The organism is Agromyces sp. NPDC058136, assembly GCF_042884375.1.
GTDB lineage: Bacteria > Actinomycetota > Actinomycetes > Actinomycetales > Microbacteriaceae > Agromyces.
This window is the reverse complement of the sequence record NZ_JBHVUA010000004.1, coordinates 117,758-133,995: the sequence shown is the minus strand read 5'-3', so window position 1 is coordinate 133,995 and position 16,238 is coordinate 117,758. Positions and strand designations below refer to the sequence as shown.

14 protein-coding genes are annotated in these 16,238 nt (G+C 70.9%); 8 read left to right on the top strand and 6 right to left on the bottom strand.

The genetic code is table 11. The features are described 5' to 3' along the window. Positions 1-27: 27 nt before the first annotated feature. From ACFVTX_RS12825 to ACFVTX_RS12815, 3 genes are read right to left on the bottom strand one after another with little or no spacing between them, the layout of a single operon-like run. On the bottom strand, positions 28-1,398 hold the full coding sequence (locus tag ACFVTX_RS12825; RefSeq protein ID WP_386900655.1) for an aldehyde dehydrogenase family protein: 1,371 nt from the start codon (positions 1,396-1,398) through the stop codon (positions 28-30). Further along, positions 1,395-2,204, bottom strand: coding sequence for a gamma-glutamyl-gamma-aminobutyrate hydrolase family protein (locus tag ACFVTX_RS12820; RefSeq protein ID WP_386900654.1), 810 nt, complete (start codon positions 2,202-2,204; stop codon positions 1,395-1,397). The genes ACFVTX_RS12825 and ACFVTX_RS12820 overlap by 4 nt, the downstream gene beginning before the upstream one ends. Then, complete coding sequence (locus ACFVTX_RS12815) at positions 2,185-3,552, bottom strand: glutamine synthetase family protein (protein WP_386900652.1); 1,368 nt, start codon at positions 3,550-3,552, stop codon at positions 2,185-2,187. The genes ACFVTX_RS12820 and ACFVTX_RS12815 overlap by 20 nt, the downstream gene beginning before the upstream one ends. Before the next feature lie 225 nt (positions 3,553-3,777). On the opposite strand from ACFVTX_RS12815, the gene ACFVTX_RS12810 reads away from it, so the two are divergent. Together ACFVTX_RS12810 and ACFVTX_RS12805 are read left to right on the top strand one after the other, a co-directional pair. Next, the gene (locus ACFVTX_RS12810) at positions 3,778-5,343 is read left to right on the top strand and encodes an amino acid permease (protein ID WP_386900650.1); all 1,566 of its coding nucleotides are present in this window, start codon (positions 3,778-3,780) and stop codon (positions 5,341-5,343) included. 255 nt (positions 5,344-5,598) lie between these two features. Beyond that, positions 5,599-7,062: an aspartate ammonia-lyase gene (locus ACFVTX_RS12805; RefSeq protein ID WP_386900648.1), complete on the top strand. Its 1,464-nt coding sequence runs from the start codon at positions 5,599-5,601 to the stop codon at positions 7,060-7,062. Between the two features lie 60 nt (positions 7,063-7,122). On the opposite strand, the gene ACFVTX_RS12800 is transcribed toward ACFVTX_RS12805, so the two are convergent. From ACFVTX_RS12800 to ACFVTX_RS12790, 3 genes are all read right to left on the bottom strand, one after another. Beyond that, positions 7,123-7,998: a fumarylacetoacetate hydrolase family protein gene (locus ACFVTX_RS12800; RefSeq protein ID WP_386900646.1), complete on the bottom strand. Its 876-nt coding sequence runs from the start codon at positions 7,996-7,998 to the stop codon at positions 7,123-7,125. A 179-nt stretch (positions 7,999-8,177) separates the two neighbouring features. Beyond that, positions 8,178-8,948, bottom strand: coding sequence for an SDR family NAD(P)-dependent oxidoreductase (locus ACFVTX_RS12795; protein ID WP_386900644.1), 771 nt, complete (start codon positions 8,946-8,948; stop codon positions 8,178-8,180). Positions 8,949-8,970: 22 nt separating this feature from the next. Beyond that, positions 8,971-9,819 carry a fumarylacetoacetate hydrolase family protein gene (locus ACFVTX_RS12790; RefSeq protein ID WP_386900642.1) on the bottom strand — a complete coding sequence of 283 codons (849 nt, stop codon included), beginning with the start codon at positions 9,817-9,819 and terminating at the stop codon, positions 8,971-8,973. A 148-nt stretch (positions 9,820-9,967) separates the two neighbouring features. Between ACFVTX_RS12790 and ACFVTX_RS12785 the strand changes: the two genes are divergently transcribed. The 6 genes from ACFVTX_RS12785 to ACFVTX_RS12760 all read left to right on the top strand — a co-directional run bounded on the left by ACFVTX_RS12785 (position 9,968) and on the right by ACFVTX_RS12760 (position 16,206). Beyond that, positions 9,968-11,272 carry an L-fuconate dehydratase gene (locus tag ACFVTX_RS12785; protein WP_386900640.1) on the top strand — a complete coding sequence of 435 codons (1,305 nt, stop codon included), beginning with the start codon at positions 9,968-9,970 and terminating at the stop codon, positions 11,270-11,272. Continuing rightward, entirely contained in the window at positions 11,269-12,243 is a 975-nt protein-coding gene (locus ACFVTX_RS12780) for an aldo/keto reductase (RefSeq protein WP_386900638.1), read from the top strand. The genes ACFVTX_RS12785 and ACFVTX_RS12780 overlap by 4 nt, the downstream gene beginning before the upstream one ends. Then, positions 12,240-13,085, top strand: coding sequence for an amidohydrolase family protein (locus ACFVTX_RS12775; protein WP_386900637.1), 846 nt, complete (start codon positions 12,240-12,242; stop codon positions 13,083-13,085). The genes ACFVTX_RS12780 and ACFVTX_RS12775 overlap by 4 nt, the downstream gene beginning before the upstream one ends. Positions 13,086-13,196: 111 nt before the next feature. Then, entirely contained in the window at positions 13,197-13,637 is a 441-nt protein-coding gene (locus tag ACFVTX_RS12770) for an RbsD/FucU family protein (protein WP_386900635.1), read from the top strand. After that, positions 13,634-15,160, top strand: a complete 1,527-nt coding sequence (locus tag ACFVTX_RS12765; protein ID WP_386900633.1) for a sugar ABC transporter ATP-binding protein — start codon at positions 13,634-13,636, stop codon at positions 15,158-15,160. The genes ACFVTX_RS12770 and ACFVTX_RS12765 overlap by 4 nt, the downstream gene beginning before the upstream one ends. Then, entirely contained in the window at positions 15,157-16,206 is a 1,050-nt protein-coding gene (locus ACFVTX_RS12760) for an ABC transporter permease (RefSeq protein WP_386900631.1), read from the top strand. The genes ACFVTX_RS12765 and ACFVTX_RS12760 overlap by 4 nt, the downstream gene beginning before the upstream one ends. Positions 16,207-16,238: the final 32 nt, after the last annotated feature.

The following is a 16,238-nucleotide window of genomic DNA, read 5'->3' as shown; positions in this document are numbered from 1 at the left end:
GATGGGTCCGGGTCTCGATACGTTGCGCTACTCGACCGGCGAGGGGTCGACGGCGATGAAGACGTTCTTGGTCTCGGTGAAGGCGAGGGGGGCGTCGGGGCCGAGCTCACGGCCGAGGCCCGACTGCTTGAACCCGCCGAACGGGGTCGTGTACCGCACCGAGGAGTGCGAGTTCACGGAGAGGTTGCCCGACTCGACGGCCCGCGACACCCGGATGCCGCGGCTGAGGTCGCGGGTCCAGATCGAGCCCGAGAGGCCGTACTCGCTCGCGTTCGCGAAGCCGATCGCGTCGGCCTCGTCGTCGAAGGGGAACACCGAGACGACGGGGCCGAAGATCTCCTCGCGGGCGGTGCGCGCGTCGCGGGCGGGCGTGAGCACCGTCGGCGGGAACCAGAACCCTGCGCCGCCGGGCGCGCTGCCGCGGAAGGCGACGTCCGTGTCGTCGGGCACGAAGGAACGCACCCGCTCGAGGTGGGCGGCGGCGACGAGCGGGCCCATCTCGGTCGACTCGTCGGCCGGGTCGCCGACCCTCACCCCCTGCACGGCGGGTTCGAGGAGCTCCATGAAGCGCTCGTAGACGCTCCGCTCGACGAGGATCCGGCTGCGCGCGCAGCAGTCCTGCCCGGCGTTCTCGAACACGCCGTACGGTGCGGTCGCGGCGGCCTTCTCGAGGTCCGCGTCGGCGAACACGATGTTCGCGCTCTTGCCGCCGAGTTCGAGGGTGACGCGCTTCACCTGCTCGGCGCAGCCCGCCATGATGCGCTTGCCGACCTCGGTCGAACCGGTGAAGACGACCTTGCGCACGGTCTCGTTGGTGACGAAGCGCTCGCCGACGACGGAGCCGCGCCCCGGGATCACCTGGAAGAGCCCCTCGGGCAGCCCCGACTCGAGGCCGAGCTCGGCGAGGCGGAGGCTCGTGAGCGGGGTCCACTCGGCGGGCTTCAGCACCACCGCGTTGCCGGCGGCGAGGGCGGGGGCGAAGCCCCACGCGGCGATCGTCATCGGGAAGTTCCACGGGGTGATCACGCCGACGACGCCGAGCGGCTCGTGGAAGGTCGTGTCGAGGCCGCCCGCGACGGGGATCTGCCGGCCGAAGAGCCGCTCGGGCGCGGCCGAGTAGTACTCGAGCACGTCGCGCACGTGCGCCGCCTCCCAGCGGGCCTGCGAGATCGGGTGCCCCGAGTTCTGCACCTCGAGCGCCGCGAGCTCCTCGACCGCGCCATCCACGGCGTCGGCGAAGCGTCGCAGCGCGCGGGCGCGGTCGGCCGGGGCGAGGGCCGCCCAGCCGCGCTGCGCGTGCGCGGCGCGGGCGATCGCGACGTCGGTCTCGTCGACCGTCGCTGCGGCGACGGTCGTGACGGGCAGCCCGTCGGCGGGGTTCACGATGGTGTGGGTCATGCTCCGGTCCTTCTCAGACGGTGGTCGCGGGCGGCGTCGACGAGTCCGGCGAACAGTCGCCGGTCGGCCGCGTTCTCCTCGGGATGCCACTGCACGCCGAGCCCGAACGGCACTCGGGCGAGCTCGACGGCCTCGATGACGCCGTCGCCGGTGCGGGCGGTGACGGTGAGGCCGGGGGCGAGCCGGTCGAGGGCCTGGTGGTGGTAGACGTGCACGGGCAGCTCGTCGTGCGCCCCTCCGAGCGTCGCCTCGAGGAGCGACCCCGGTTCGACGGCAACGGTCGTCTCGCCGAAGACGGCGGGCGCAGGCTGGTACGCCTCGTTGCCGACGACGTCGGGCAGGTGCTGCACGAGGGTGCCGCCGAGGGCGACGTTGAGCATCTGCGCGCCGCGGCAGATGCCGAGGAAGGGCAGCTCGGTCTCGATCGCGGCGGTGAGCAGCGCATCCTCCCACTCGTCGCGGTCGCGGCGCGGCGCCCCGGTGCGCGGGTGCGCGGCCTGCCCGTAGCGGGCGGGGTCGACGTCGGCGCCGCCCGCGACGATGAGTCCGTCGAGGCTCGCGAGCACGCGTCGGGCGATCTCGGGCGTGGTGGGCTGCGGCGGCAGCAGCACGGCGATGCCGCCCGCGTCGGTCACGGCGTCGAGGTACACCTTCGGCAGGAAGGAGGCGGGCACGTCCCACACCCCGGTCTGCGCCTGCTCGAGGTAGGTGGTCACGCCGATGATCGGGGCGGATGCCACGTGCCCGGCGTCGTCCGAGGCCCGCCGGACGTCGTCGGGGAGCCGCTCAGAGTCGTTCGAAGCCACGGACCCGCTCCCAGTCGGTGATGGCCGCGTCGTAGGCCGCCTGCTCGACGCGCGCGTTGTTGAGGTAGTGCGCGACGACCTCCTCGCCGAAGGCCTCGAGCGCGACGGTCGAACCGGCGAACAGCTCGGCGGCGTCGCGCAACGTCGCGGGCACCCGCGCCACGTCGCTCTCGTACGCGTTGCCCTCGAACAGCGCCTCGGGCTCGAGCTCGTTCTCGATGCCGTGGAGGCCGGCCGCGATGAGGGCGGCGACGGCCAGGTACTGGTTGACGTCGCCGCCGGGCACCCGGTTCTCGACGCGCATGCCGTGGCCGTGGCCGACGACCCGCAGCGCGCAGGTGCGGTTGTCGAGGCCCCAGGCGATCGCGGTCGGGGCGAAGCTGCCGGCGACGTAGCGCTTGTACGAGTTGATGTTCGGCGCCGAGAAGAGGGTGAGCTCGCGCATCGCGGCGAGCTGCCCCGCGAGGAAGTGGCGGAACAGCTTCGACATGCCGTGCGGTTCGTCGGCGTCGGCGAAGACCGCCTCGCCGCCCTCGCCGCGCAGGCTGATGTGGATGTGGCAGCTGTTGCCCTCGCGCTCGTTGAACTTCGCCATGAAGGTGAGCGACTTGCCGTGCTTGTCGGCGATCTCCTTCGCGGCGTTCTTGTAGATCGAGTGGTTGTCGCAGGTGCCGAGCGCGTCGGTGTAGCGGAACGCGATCTCCTGCTGGCCGAGGTTGCACTCGCCCTTCACGCCCTCGCAGTACATGCCGGCGGCGTCCATCGAGTTGCGGATGTCGCGCAGCAGCGGCTCCATGCGGGTCGAGGCGAGGAGCGCGTAGTCGATGTTGTAGTCGCTCGCGGGGGTGAGGTCGCGGTAGCCCTTGCGCCACGCCTCGCGGTAGCCGTCGTCGAAGACGATGAACTCGAGCTCGGTGCCGACGAACGCGGTCAGCCCGCGTTCGGCGAGGCGTTCGAGCTGGCGCTGCAGGATGCGACGGGGCGAGGCCTCGACGGGCGCGCCGTCGAGCCAGCGCAGGTCGGCGGTGACGAGCGCGGTCGCCTCGAGCCAGGGAGCGGCGCGCAGCGTCGTGAAGTCGGGGGCGAGCACCATGTCGCCGTAGCCGCGCTCCCAGCTCGACATCGCGTAGCCGTCGACGGTGTTCATCTCGACGTCGACCGCGAGCAGGTAGTTGCACGCCTCGGCGCCGTGCGCCGCGACATCCTCGAGGAAGAGCCTCGCGGAGACCCGTTTGCCGACGAGCCGGCCCTGCATGTCGGTGAAGGCGACGATGACGGTGTCGATCGCGCCCTCGCCGATCGCGTCGCGCAGCTGGTCGAGGCTGAGGTATCCGGTCGGTGCCGTCATTCGCGGTCTCCTCGTCGAGTCGATGAATGGTCGCTTGTGCCGACCATTACACCACAGTGACTCACCGACTCGAACCACGTTTCATCCGGATTCCCGTCGGCTGTTCGCGAACGTCACCCGAAAAAGGTCTGTACAAGCGACCATTGCGGGTCGTAGATTCCTCACCAACGCATCGCATCCCGCGCCCGCCCCCTGCGTGCGCGATGAGAGCAAGGGAGCCCAGTGATGGCGAAAGACACCCTGAAGGTCTCGGGCGTGAAGTACACGACCGCGGACTCGGGATACTTCGAGAAACGCAAGCTCACCCGCACCGCCGGGGTGTGGGGCCTCTGGGGTCTCGCCGTCGCGGCCGTCATCTCGGGCGACTTCTCGGGGTGGAACTTCGGCATCGACTTCGCCGGCTTCGGCGGCATGGTGATCGCCTTCGCGATCCTCGTGGTCATGTACTACGGCCTCATCTTCTCGATCGGGGAGATGAGCTCGGCGATGCCGCACACCGGCGGCGCCTACTCGTTCTCGCGTGCCGCGATGGGCCCGTGGGGCGGCTTCGTGACGGGCCTCGCCGAGACGATCGAGTACGTCGCGACGACCGCCGTCATCGTCTTCTTCTCGGCCTCCTACGCCGACGCGATCACGAGCGAGCTGCTCGGCTTCTCGATGCCGCAGTGGGTGTGGTGGCTCATCCTCTACGTCGTCTTCATCGGCATCAACGCGGCAGGCGCCAACATCTCCTTCAAGTTCGCCATCGTCGTCTCGATCATCTCGATCGCGATCCTCCTCGTGTTCAGCGCGATGGCGATCTTCTCGGGCCAGTTCTCGTGGGACAAGCTCTTCGACATCGCCCCCGACCCCGGTCAGACGGCGTTCCTCCCGCACGGCGTGCTGCCGATCCTCTTCGCCCTGCCGTTCGCGATGTGGTTCTTCCTCGGCATCGAGGAGCTGCCGCTCGCGGCCGAGGAGTCGCACGACCCCGTCCGCGACATCCCGCGGGCCGGCCTCATCGCCCGTGCGACGCTCATCGTCACCGGCCTCCTCGTGCTGTTCCTCAACACGGGCGTCGTCGGCGCCGAGGCGACGGGCACGGCGGGCGAGCCGCTCCTCGACGGCTTCCGCGCCATCGTCGGCGACGAGCTCGCCGCCGTCCTGGCGCTGTTCGCGCTCATCGGTCTGCTCGCCTCGCTCCAGGGCATCATGTTCGCCTACGGGCGCAACATGTACTCGCTCTCGCGTGCCGGGTACTACCCGAAGTTCCTCTCGCTGACGGGCAAACGCCAGACGCCGTGGGTCGCGCTCGTCGCGGGCGCCCTGATCGGCTTCGTCGCGCTCCTCGTGCTCGGCGTGCTCGCGCAGGTCGATGCGGAGGGCGCGGGCGAGGTCGCAGGCGCGATCGTGCTGAACATCGCCGTCTGGGGCGCCGTGCTCGCCTACCTCCTGCAGATGGTCGCGTTCGTCATCCTCCGCAGGAAGTACCCGAACGCGAAGCGCCCCTACCGCAGCCCGTGGGGCGTGCCGGGCGCGGTCGTCGCGGCGATCATCGCGGCGCTCATCTTCATCGGGTTCCTCCTCAACCCGACCTTCGTGCCGGCGATCATCGCGATCGCGGTGGTCTACGCGGTGATGCTCGCGATCTTCGCCGTCTGGGGCCGGCACCGGCTCGTGCTCTCGCCCGAGGAGGAGTACGCGGTCTCGGGCGGCCTCCACGGCGACCCGCAGGCCGAGGGCTACGGCGGCACGGTCGAGAGCGAACTGCTCGCGGCCGACGGCGTCGACGAGGGCAGCGCCGCCAAGTAGCGCGCGCGAGAGAACCGGGCGGCGGTGTGAGCGTGGGGGCGCTCCGCCGCCGTTCCGTCTGCCTGACTCCGTGCAGTACGTCCCGTCGGCGCCCAGGCTCCGGACGCAGCGGCCGTGCCGCGACCCGGCCGGGCCGCACCTCGGGCGGTAGGCTCGAGGTGACGATTGCGCGGCGATCCCGCGCGAAACAGGCGATGGAGCCGGCTCCGGACGCGTCAAGACACGATGCGTCCGCACGGCCCCGTGGAGGACGACATGCAGGAGCCCGAGCTCATCGAAGCGACCCGGACGGAGACCGATTCACTCGGTTCGGTGGAGGTGCCGGCCGACGCCTATTGGGGTGTGCACACGAAGCGGGCGCTCGAGAACTTCCCGATCTCGAAGCGACCCATCTCGGTCTACCCCGAACTCGTCGTGGCGCTCGCCTCGGTGAAGCAGGCCGCGGCCCGCGCGAATCGCGAGGTCGGCGTGCTCACCCCGCAGAAGGCCGCATGGATCGACGAGGCGTGCCAGCGCATCATCGACGGCGAACTGCACGACCAGTTCATCGTCGGCGTCATCCAGGGCGGCGCGGGCACCTCGACGAACATGAACGCGAACGAGGTCATCGCGAACCTCTCGCTCGAGATCGCGGGCTACCCGAAGGGCCGCTACGACGTCATCCACCCGATCGACGACGTGAACCGCAGCCAGTCGACGAACGACACGTACCCGACCGCGGTGAAGGTCGCGATGGCGTTCTCGCTGCGCACGATGCTCGTCGAGCTCGACCTGCTGCGCATCGCGTTCAGCAAGAAGGGGCGCGAGTTCCACGAGATCCTGAAGGTCGGCCGCACCCAGCTGCAGGACGCGGTGCCGATGACCCTCGGCCAGGAGTTCCACGGCTACGCGACGACCCTCGGCGAGGACATCGACCGTCTCCGCGAGACGATCAAGCTCCTCGGCGAGGTGAACCTCGGGGCGACCGCGATCGGCACCGGCATCACGGCCGACCCGGGCTACGCGGCATCCGTCGTGCGGCACCTCAGCAGCATCACCGAGTTGCGCCTCGAGACCGCACCCGACCTCATCGAGGCGACGAGCGACACGGGCGTGTTCATGACGTTCTCGAGCGCGCTCAAGCGCAGTGCGATCAAGCTGTCGAAGATCTGCAACGACCTGCGTCTGCTCTCGTCGGGCCCGCAGGCGGGTCTCGGCGAGATCAACCTGCCGCCCAAGCAGGCGGGCTCCTCGATCATGCCGGGCAAGGTCAACCCGGTCATCCCCGAGGCGGTCAGCCAGGTCGCCTACGCCGTCGCGGGCGCCGACGTGACCGTCATGATGGCGGCCGAGAGCGGGCAGCTGCAGCTCAACGCCTTCGAGCCGGTCATCGCGCACTCGCTCCTGCAGTCCATCACGTGGATGCGTCAGGCCTGCTGGACCCTCCGCGTCAACTGCGTCGACGGCATCACCGCGAACGTCGAGCACCTCGAGCAGCAGGTCGCGTCGAGCGTCGGCGTGATCACGGCGCTCATCCCGTTCATCGGGTACACCGAGGCGGCGAAGCTCGCGAAGCTCGCGCTCGCGACCGGACGGCCGGTCGCCGACCTCGTGGTCGAGGCGGGGCTCATGAGCCGCGAGGACGTCATGGCGCAGCTCCAGCCCTCGAAGCTGTCGGGCATCCGGCCGATCACCACGGTGATCCCGGTGCAGCAGCTGCAGGCCGAACCGCACGAGTAGTCGGGCGGATGCCTCGGGGTGCCGCGTGCGCGGCGCCCCGGGGTGCGGCGGCGCCCGGGCTCAGATGACGCGGCAGTGCGTGGTGAGCGAGCCGATGCCCTCGATCGTGACGGTGACCGTCGAGCCGTCGCGGAGGAAGACCTGCGGGTTGCGGGAGTAGCCCGCGCCGCCGGGGCTGCCGGTCGAGATGAGGGTGCCGGCGGGCACGGTCGCGGAGCGCGACAGATACTCGATGATGTCGGCGACGCTGCGCACCATCTCGTTGGTCGACGCGTCCTGGAGGATGCGGCCGTCGAGGTTGGTGGTGAGCCAGAGGTCCTGCGGGTCGGCGATCTCGTCGGCGGTGACGACGACGGGGCCGGTCGGGGTGAAGCCGTCGAACGACTTGCAGCGCGACCACTGCGCTTCGCTGAACTGGATGTCACGGGCGGTGATGTCGTTGACCACGGTGTAGCCCCACACGTGGTCGAGGGCGTCGCGGGCGTGCACGCCGCGCGCCGGCTTGCCGATGATGACGCCGAGTTCGGCCTCGTAGTCGACCTGGGTCGCCAGGTCGCCCACCCACGTGGTCGTCGCACCGTGACCGGCGAGCGAGTTCGGCCAGAGCGAGAAGATCGTCATCGCCGTCTCGGAGCGGAGCTTCAGCTCGGAGGCGTGCGCCGCGTAGTTCGCGCCGATCGCGATGACCTGCGCGGGGCGCAGCACCGCGGAGGAGTGGCGGAGCTCGGAGACCGGGGTGAGTTCGGCGCCGGCGGCGAGCGCGACGTCGACGGCCTCGCGCACGGCGGCGAGCCCGTCGTCGCCCTGCTCGATGAGGTCCTGGAGGTCGCGCGGGGCGATGGGCATGATCTCGTCGAGGAAGAGCGCTGCTTCAGCGACGACCACCGCGAGTCGAGGGGTTGATTGGCCTTCGGCTCTCAGGTGCGCGAACTTCACCTCACCACGCTATCGCTCGACCGGCCGCGATCGTTTGTCGAGATGTACAACTCGACGGCCCCGACCTTCCACGATGGCGACAGTTGAATTCCATCAGGCGAAAGGATCTCGCCTCGCGGGCCGCTCCGGAGCGGGGGCCCCTGGCCGGGCCGGGCTCCGGAGCGCGGTGGAGGGCCGGCTCAGGCCGGGCGCAGCCGAAGCTCCTGCATTCCGCCGTCGACCGCGAGCGAGACGCCCGTCGTCGACCCGGAGGCCGGGCTCGCGAGGTAGGCGACGGCGCCGGCGACCTCGTCGGGATCGACGAGGCGACCGTGCGGCTGGCGTGCCTCGAGCGCGGCGCGCTCGGCGGCCGGGTCGTCGGCCGAGTCGAGCAGCCGTCCGACCCAGGGGGTGTCGGCGGTGCCGGGGTTCACGGCGTTCACGCGGATGCCCTCGCGCAGGTGATCGGCGGCCATCGCCCGCGTCAGGGCCGAGATCGCGCCCTTGCTCGCGCTGTAGAGGGCACGCTGGGGCAGGCCCGCCGTCGCGGCGATCGAGGAGGTGTTCACGATCGCGGCGGCGGGGGAGACCCGCAGGTGCGGCAGCGCGGCCCGCGCCACGCGCACGGTGCCGAGCACGTTGACGTCGAGCACGCGGCGCCACTCGTCGTCGTCGTTCGCGGAGATGTCGCCCTGCGCGCCGATGCCGGCGTTGTTCACGACGATGTCGAGCCGGCCGAACTCCGCGACGACGCGCTCGACGCCTGCGCGGACGCTCGCGTCGTCGGCGATGTCGACGGCCACGGCCAGGTCGGCGTGCGGTGCCGAGTCCGGCGTGAGGTCGAAGACGGCGACGCGGGCTCCGCCGCGGCGGAGCCGCGCGGCGATCGCGGCACCGATGCCCGACGCCCCGCCCGTGACGACGGCGACGAGCCCGTCGAACTCGGCGGTTCCGCTGGGGTCCTGGCTCATGGTGTTCCTCTCGTTCGTGGGGTCAGGCGTCGACGTAGCGCTGGCGCTGGCGGCCGAGCCCGTCGATCTCGATCTCGACGACGTCGCCGGCGCCGAGGTAGGGGAAGCGGCCCGAGAGGGCGACGCCCTCGGGGGTGCCCGTGAGCACGAGGTCGCCGGGGTCGAGGGCGAGGTACTGGCTCAGCTGCCAGACGATCGTGTCGATGCCGAAGATGAGGTCGGCGGTGCGCGAGTCCTGGCGGGGCTCGCCGTTGACGAAGCTGCGCAGGCGCACGTCGTCGGCGTCGAGCTCGTCGGGCGTCGCGAGCCAGGGCCCGGTGGGGCAGAAGCCCGGTGCGCTCTTGCCCTTCGACCATTGGCCGCCCGACACCGCGAGCTGCCAGTCGCGCTCCGAGAGGTCGTTGGCGGTGACGAAGCCGGCGATGTGCGAGCGGGCGTCCGCGGGGGAGGCGAGCGCGCTCGCACGGCGGCCGATCACGATGCCGAGCTCGACCTCCCAGTCGGTCTTGGTGCTGCCGTGGGGGATCGTGACGTCGTCGTTCGGGCCGATCACCGTGTTGGGCGACTTCATGAACATCACGAGGTGCTCGGGCGGTGCCGACCCCGACTCGGCGGCGTGCGCGGCGTAGTTCATGCCGATGCAGTAGACGGCGCCGGGGCGTGCGATGGGGGCGCCGATCCGCAGTTCCCCGCTCCCGGGCAGCTCGGGGAGCGTGCCGGCCTCGAGGGCCGCGCGCGCCCGCTCCCAGCCGTCGTCGCCGAGGAACTCCGCGTCGATGTCGCGGGTCACGCCTCGGAGGTCGAGGGTGCGGGCTCCGTCGAGGAGGACGGGGATCTCGGAGCCGGGATCGCCGAGCCTGGCGAATCTCATCGCTGGTCCTTCCGCTCACGGCACTGCGTGAACATCTGAAGTATCCACGGGGAGCAGGCCGGATTCAGGGAGATTCTTGCACATATATCGGTGGTTGACAGTCGAGACATCCGATGTTTATGCTCATCACGCCCCACGAAAGGACGTCATGAGCACGATCGTCAGCGTTGATACCCGGGACATCCGGTTCCCGACCTCCCTCGAACTCGACGGGTCGGATGCGATGAACCCCGACCCCGACTACTCGGCGGCGTACCTCGTGATCCGCACCGACGCCGCCGACGGACTCGCCGGTCACGCCTTCGTGTTCACCATCGGCCGTGGCAACGACGTGCAGGTCGCCGCACTCGACGCGCTGCGCGCGCACCTCGTCGGCCGCGACGTCGAGGAGCTCCTGGGCGACATGGGCGGGGCGTGGCGCCTGCTCGCGCACGACTCGCAGCTGCGCTGGCTCGGCCCCGAGAAGGGCGTCATGCACATGGCGATCGGCGCGGCGCTCAATGCGCTGTGGGACCTCAAGGCCAAGCGCGCCGGGCTGCCGCTCTGGCAGCTGCTCTCGCGGCTCAGCCCCGAAGAGCTCGTCTCGCTCGTCGACTTCCGCTACATCTCCGACGCCGTGACCCCGGCCGAGGCGCTCGAGCTCTTCCGTGCCGCAGAGCCGGGCCGCGCCGAGCGCACCGCGAAGCTGCTCGAGGTCGGCTACCCCGCGTACACGACGACGCCGGGCTGGCTCGGCTACTCCGACGAGAAGCTCGATCGGCTCTGCCGCGAGGCCGTCGCCGACGGCTACCCGCAGATCAAGCTCAAGGTGGGCGCCTCGCTCGACGACGACGTGCGCCGGCTCGGCATCGCCCGGGCGGCCGTCGGTGCGGGCTTCCCGATCGCGATCGACGCGAACCAGCGCTGGGGCGTCGACGAGGCGATCGAGTGGGTGCGTGCGCTCGCCGGGTTCGACCTCGCCTGGATCGAGGAGCCGACGAGCCCCGATGACATCCTCGGCCACGCGGCCATCGCGCGCGGCGTCGCACCCGTGCGCGTCGCGACCGGCGAGCACGTGCAGAATCGCATCGTGTTCAAGCAGCTCCTGCAGGCCGGCGGCATGGCGGTCATGCAGATCGACGCCGCACGCGTCGGCGGTGTCAACGAGAACCTCGCGAACCTGCTGCTCGCCGCCAAGTACGGCGTGCCCGTCTGCCCCCACGCGGGCGGCGTCGGCCTCTGCGAGGCGGTGCAGCACCTCTCGATGTTCGACTTCGTCGCCCTCTCGGGCACGATGGACGGACGCATGATCGAGTTCGTCGACCATCTCCACGAGCACTTCGTCACCCCGGCGGTCGTCGAGCGCGGGCGCTACGTCACGCCGACCGCGCCCGGGGCAGGCACCGAGATGCACGAGGCCTCGATCGACCGCTACACCTGGCGCGGCGCGCACGTGACCGAGGTGCCCGCGTGAGCGCTGACGCACGCTCCTTCGGGTCGGCCGAACTCGGCCGGCTCGGCTTCGGCGCCGCCTCCATCGGCAACCTCTACCGCGAGGTCTCGGATGCCGACGCCGAGGCCGCGCTCGCTGCGGCATGGGCCGGAGGCATCCGCTACTACGACACCGCGCCCCACTACGGGCTCGGGCTCTCCGAGCGACGCCTCGGCGAGTTCCTCCGCACCCGTCCCCGCGACGAGTTCCTCGTGTCGACCAAGGTCGGCCGGGTCCTCGAGCCGAACCCCGACTTCTCGGGCGGAGACGACCTCGCCTTCGAGTACGCGGTGCCGAACCGCTTCGTGCGCCGCTTCGACCCGAGCGAGGCCGGCGTGCGCCGGAGCCTCGAGGACTCGCTCGAGCGGCTCGGCCTCGACCGCGTCGACATCGCCTACCTCCACGACCCCGACGCGTACGACCTCGACCGGGGTCTCGCCGAGGGGCTCCCCGCGCTCGCGAAGCTCCGCGACGAGGGCGTCGTCGGCGCCATCGGCATCGGCACGAACAGCGCGGATGCCGCGGCGCGCGCCGTCCGTGAGGGCGACCTCGACCTCGTCATGATCGCGGGCCGCTACACCCTCCTCGAGCAGCCGGCGCTCGACGAACTGCTGCCGTTGTGCGAGGAGCGGGGCGTCGGCGTCGTCGCGGTCGGGGTGTTCAACTCGGGCCTGCTCGCGACCGCCTCGCCCGACGCGGGGGCGCGCTACGACTATGCAGCGGTGCCGGCGGACGTGCTCGCCCGCGCCCGGAGCCTCGCCGAGGCGTGCGCGGCCGAGGGCGTCGAGCTCCCAGTCGCCGCGATCCAGTACCCGCTCCGGCACCCCGCGGTGCGGTCGGTCGCCGTGGGCTCGGCCCGCGCGGCGAGCGTCGAGCAGAACCTCGCCCGCATGGCCGAGCCGCTGCCCGCGGCGTTCTGGGCGAGGCTCGCCGAACAGGGGCTCCTCCCGTGACCGGCCGGCCCCGCACGATCGACGCGCACCTCCACCTCTGGGACCGCGAGGTGAGCGAGTACCGCTGGATCACTCCCGAGCTCGGGCCGCTCCACGCCGACTTCGGCCCCGAGCAGGCGCGCGCAGAGCTCGACGCGGCCGGCATCGACGGGGCGATCCTCGTGCAGGCCGAGGACTCCGCGACCGACACCCGGTACATGCTCGACGTCGCCAGGGCGCACGACTGGGTGCTCGGCGTCGTCGGCTGGGTGCCGCTCGACGAGACGACGGCGGCGCTCGCCGCGCTCGACGCGCTCGCGGGCGAACGTCGGTTCCGCGGCATCCGCCACCTCGTCCACGACGATCCGCGCGACGAGTTCCTCGAGCTGGCGGCCGTTCGCGCCTCGCTCGCCGAGGTCGCGGCGCGGGGCCTCGCCTTCGACGTCCCCGACGCGTGGCCGCGCCACCTCGGTGCCGCGCGGCGGCTCGCCGAGGCGCTGCCCGAGCTGACGGTCGTGATCGACCACCTCGCCAAGCCGCCCGTCGGCGGCGACGACTTCGCGGCGTGGGCGCGCGAGTTCACCGCGGTCGCGGCACTGCCGAACACGGTCGTGAAGTTCTCGGGACTCCACCTGCCCGGCGTGCCGTTCGAGGCCGCCACGGTGCGACCGCTCTGGGAACTGGCGATCGAGCGATTCACGCCGGAACGGGTGATGTACGGTGGCGACTGGCCGATGACGGTGCCGTACGGGGGCTATCAGCCCACCTGGCGCGTCATGCGCGAATGCCTCGACGAGCTCGATCCCGCCGAGCGCGACGCGGTACTCGGCGGCACCGCGGAGCGGGTGTATCGCCTTGAATAATCGGATGTATCGGCGTGAATTACGCCGGAATCTTCACCATCGCGCCTGACAAGGGCTGAAACATCGGATGAGTAGTACACTCATTCACATCTCAAGGAAGAGAGGCACCACGTGCTCACCGGCATCCACCCGATTCTCCACGGCGAGCTGCTCGCCGCGCTCGATCGGCTCGGGCACGGCGACGAGCTCGTCGTCGCCGATGCGAACTTCCCGGCGCACCGGCTCGGCCAGGCCGTGGTCGAGCTTCCGGGCCTCGACGCCGCGAGCGTCGTCGAGGCCATCCGCACTGTCGTGCCCGCCGACCGCCACGAGGGCGCCTCGGTGCTGCTCATGACCGCCGAGGGCGGCGAGCGGCTTCCGGTCCAGCACGAGCTGGTCGCGGCGTCGGCGGTGCCGGCCGATCGCATCGAGGAGCTCGAGCGCTTCGTCTTCTACGACCGCGCAGGCCTCGCACGGCTGGTCGTGCGCAGCGGAGAGCTGCGTCCCTACGGCAACGTGATCCTCCGCAAGGGCGTCGTGAACGAGTACGAACCGCGCGAGGCCGCCCGATGACCGCCGCCGCCACGGCGCTCTTGCAGGTCGAGGGCGTCAGCAAGGGGTTCCCGGGCGTGCAGGCGCTCGCCGACGTGCAGCTCGAGCTGCGTCACGGCGAGGTACTCGCGCTCGTCGGCGAGAACGGCGCCGGCAAGTCGACGCTCATGAAGCTGCTCGCCGGCATCTACACACCCGACTCGGGCACCTTCCGCCTCAACGGTCGCGAACTGTCGATCGAGGGCCCGCGTCACGCGCAGGAGCTCGGCATCTCGATCATCCACCAGGAGTTCAACCTGATGCCCGACCTCACGGTCGCGCAGAACATCTTCATCGGCCGCGAACACCGCCAGGCCGGCCTCTTCCTCGACGACCGGGCGCTCAACCGTCGGGCGCAGGAGCTCTTCGACCGCCTCGGTCTCGCGCTCGACCCGGCCGAGCGGGTCGAGCGGCTGACGGTCGCCCGCCAGCAGATGGTCGAGATCGCGAAGGCGCTGTCCTTCGACGCCAAGGTGCTCATCATGGACGAGCCGACCGCCGCGCTGAACGACGCCGAGGTCGACGTGCTGTTCGAGCTGATCGAGCGGTTCCGCACCCCCGACACCGGCGTCATCTACATCTCGCACCGCATGGAGGAGCTCGCCCGCATCTCCGACCGCATCAGCGTGCTGCGCGACGGCCGCTACGTCGGCACCCGGGTGACGGCCGAGACCGCACCGAGCGAGATCATCTCGCTCATGGTCGGGCGCGAGATCTCGGGCGAGCAGCGCCCCGCGCCCCGCACGCCCGAGGGCGAACCGGTGCTCTCGGTGCGCGGCCTCTCGACCAGGCACCTGCTGCGCGACGTGAGCTTCGACGTCCACGCCGGCGAGATCCTCGGCTTCGCCGGCCTGATGGGCGCCGGTCGCACCGAGGTCGCCCGGGCGATCGTCGGCGCCGACCGCCGGGAGGCGGGCGAGGTCCGCGTGCGCGGGCGCGCCGTCTCGATCTCGAGCCCCGCCGAGGCGGCCGGGCTCGGCATCGGCTACCTCTCGGAGGACCGCAAGCAGCTCGGCGTGCTGCTCGAACGCAGCGTGCGCGAGAACATCGTGCTCTCCTCGCTGCGCGACTACGCGTCCCGATCCGGGTTCGTCCGCGACGGGCGCATCGAGGCGACGGGCCGCGAGTACGTCGAGAAGCTCCGCATCAAGACGCCCTCGACCGCGCAGCTCGTGCGCAACCTCTCCGGCGGCAACCAGCAGAAGGTCGTCATCGCGAAGTGGCTCGTGAAGGACTGCGACGTCCTCATCTTCGACGAGCCGACCCGCGGCATCGACGTCGGAGCGAAGGAGGAGATCTACGCGCTCCTCCGCCGGCTCGCCGACGAGGGCAAGGCGATCGTCATGATCTCGTCCGAACTGCCCGAGGTGCTGCGACTCTCCGATCGCATCGCCGTCATGGCCGAGGGGCGACTCACCGCCGTGCTCGACAACGCCGAGGCCACCCAGGAGAACCTCATGGACTACGCAACCCGATTCTCAAGCGAAGGAACGATCGCACGATGAGCCCGACAACGACGAAGCCGGCATCCGGCAGCTCCGACGCCGCGACGACGCCGTCGACGAGCGCCTACGCGGCGATCGAAGCAGGCACGCCTCGCCTCGCCTGGCTGCGCGGCTCGCTGCAGCAGCTGCTCGCCTTCGCGAGCCTCATCGTCATCGTGGCGGTGTTCTCGTTCGCGAGCCCGCATTTCTTCACCGCGAACAACCTCGTCTCCATCCTGACGGCGGCGACCGTGACCGGCATCCTCGCGCTCGGCACCACGTTCGTCATCATCACGGGGGGCATCGACCTCTCGATCGGCACGGGCATGGTGCTCTGCGGGGTCATGGCGGGCGTCTTCCTCACCTACCTCGGATGGCCGCTCTGGCTCGGCGTGACCGCGACGATCCTCTTCGGCGCGCTCATCGGCCTCATCAACGGCGTCAACGTCTCGGTGCTCGGCATCCCGCCGTTCATCGCGACCCTCGGCATGATGCTGATCGCCGCCGGCCTCTCGCTCGTGATCTCGGGCACGAAGCCGATCTACTTCACCGAGACGCCCGACTTCCAGTCGATCATGAACCTCTCGATCATCCCGGGCATGCGGTTCCCGCTCGGCGTGGCCATCTTCATCGTCATGATCATCGTCGCCGCGGTGCTCCTCTCGAAGACGATCCTCGGCCGCTACACCTTCTCGATCGGCTCGAACGAGGCGGCCACGGCGCTCTCCGGCGTGAACGTGCGTCGCTGGAAGATCACGATCTACACCCTGGCCGGGCTCTTCGTCGGCCTCGCGGGCGTGCTGAGCGCCTCGCGGCTCTCCTCGGCCCAGCCGACGGGCGGCATGGGCCTCGAGCTCGAGGCGATCGCCGCGGTCGTGATCGGCGGCACCTCCCTCCAGGGCGGCAAGGGCTCGATCGTCGGCACCGTGATCGGCGCCCTCATCATGGCCGTGCTGACGAACGGGCTGCGCATCATCTCGGTGCCGCAGGAGTGGCAGTCCGTCGCGGTCGGCGTCGTCATCCTGGTCGCCGTCTACCTCGACATGCTCCGGCGCCGTCGCGGCTGACCGGCGTTCCGGCGCGGCATCCATGCCACCGC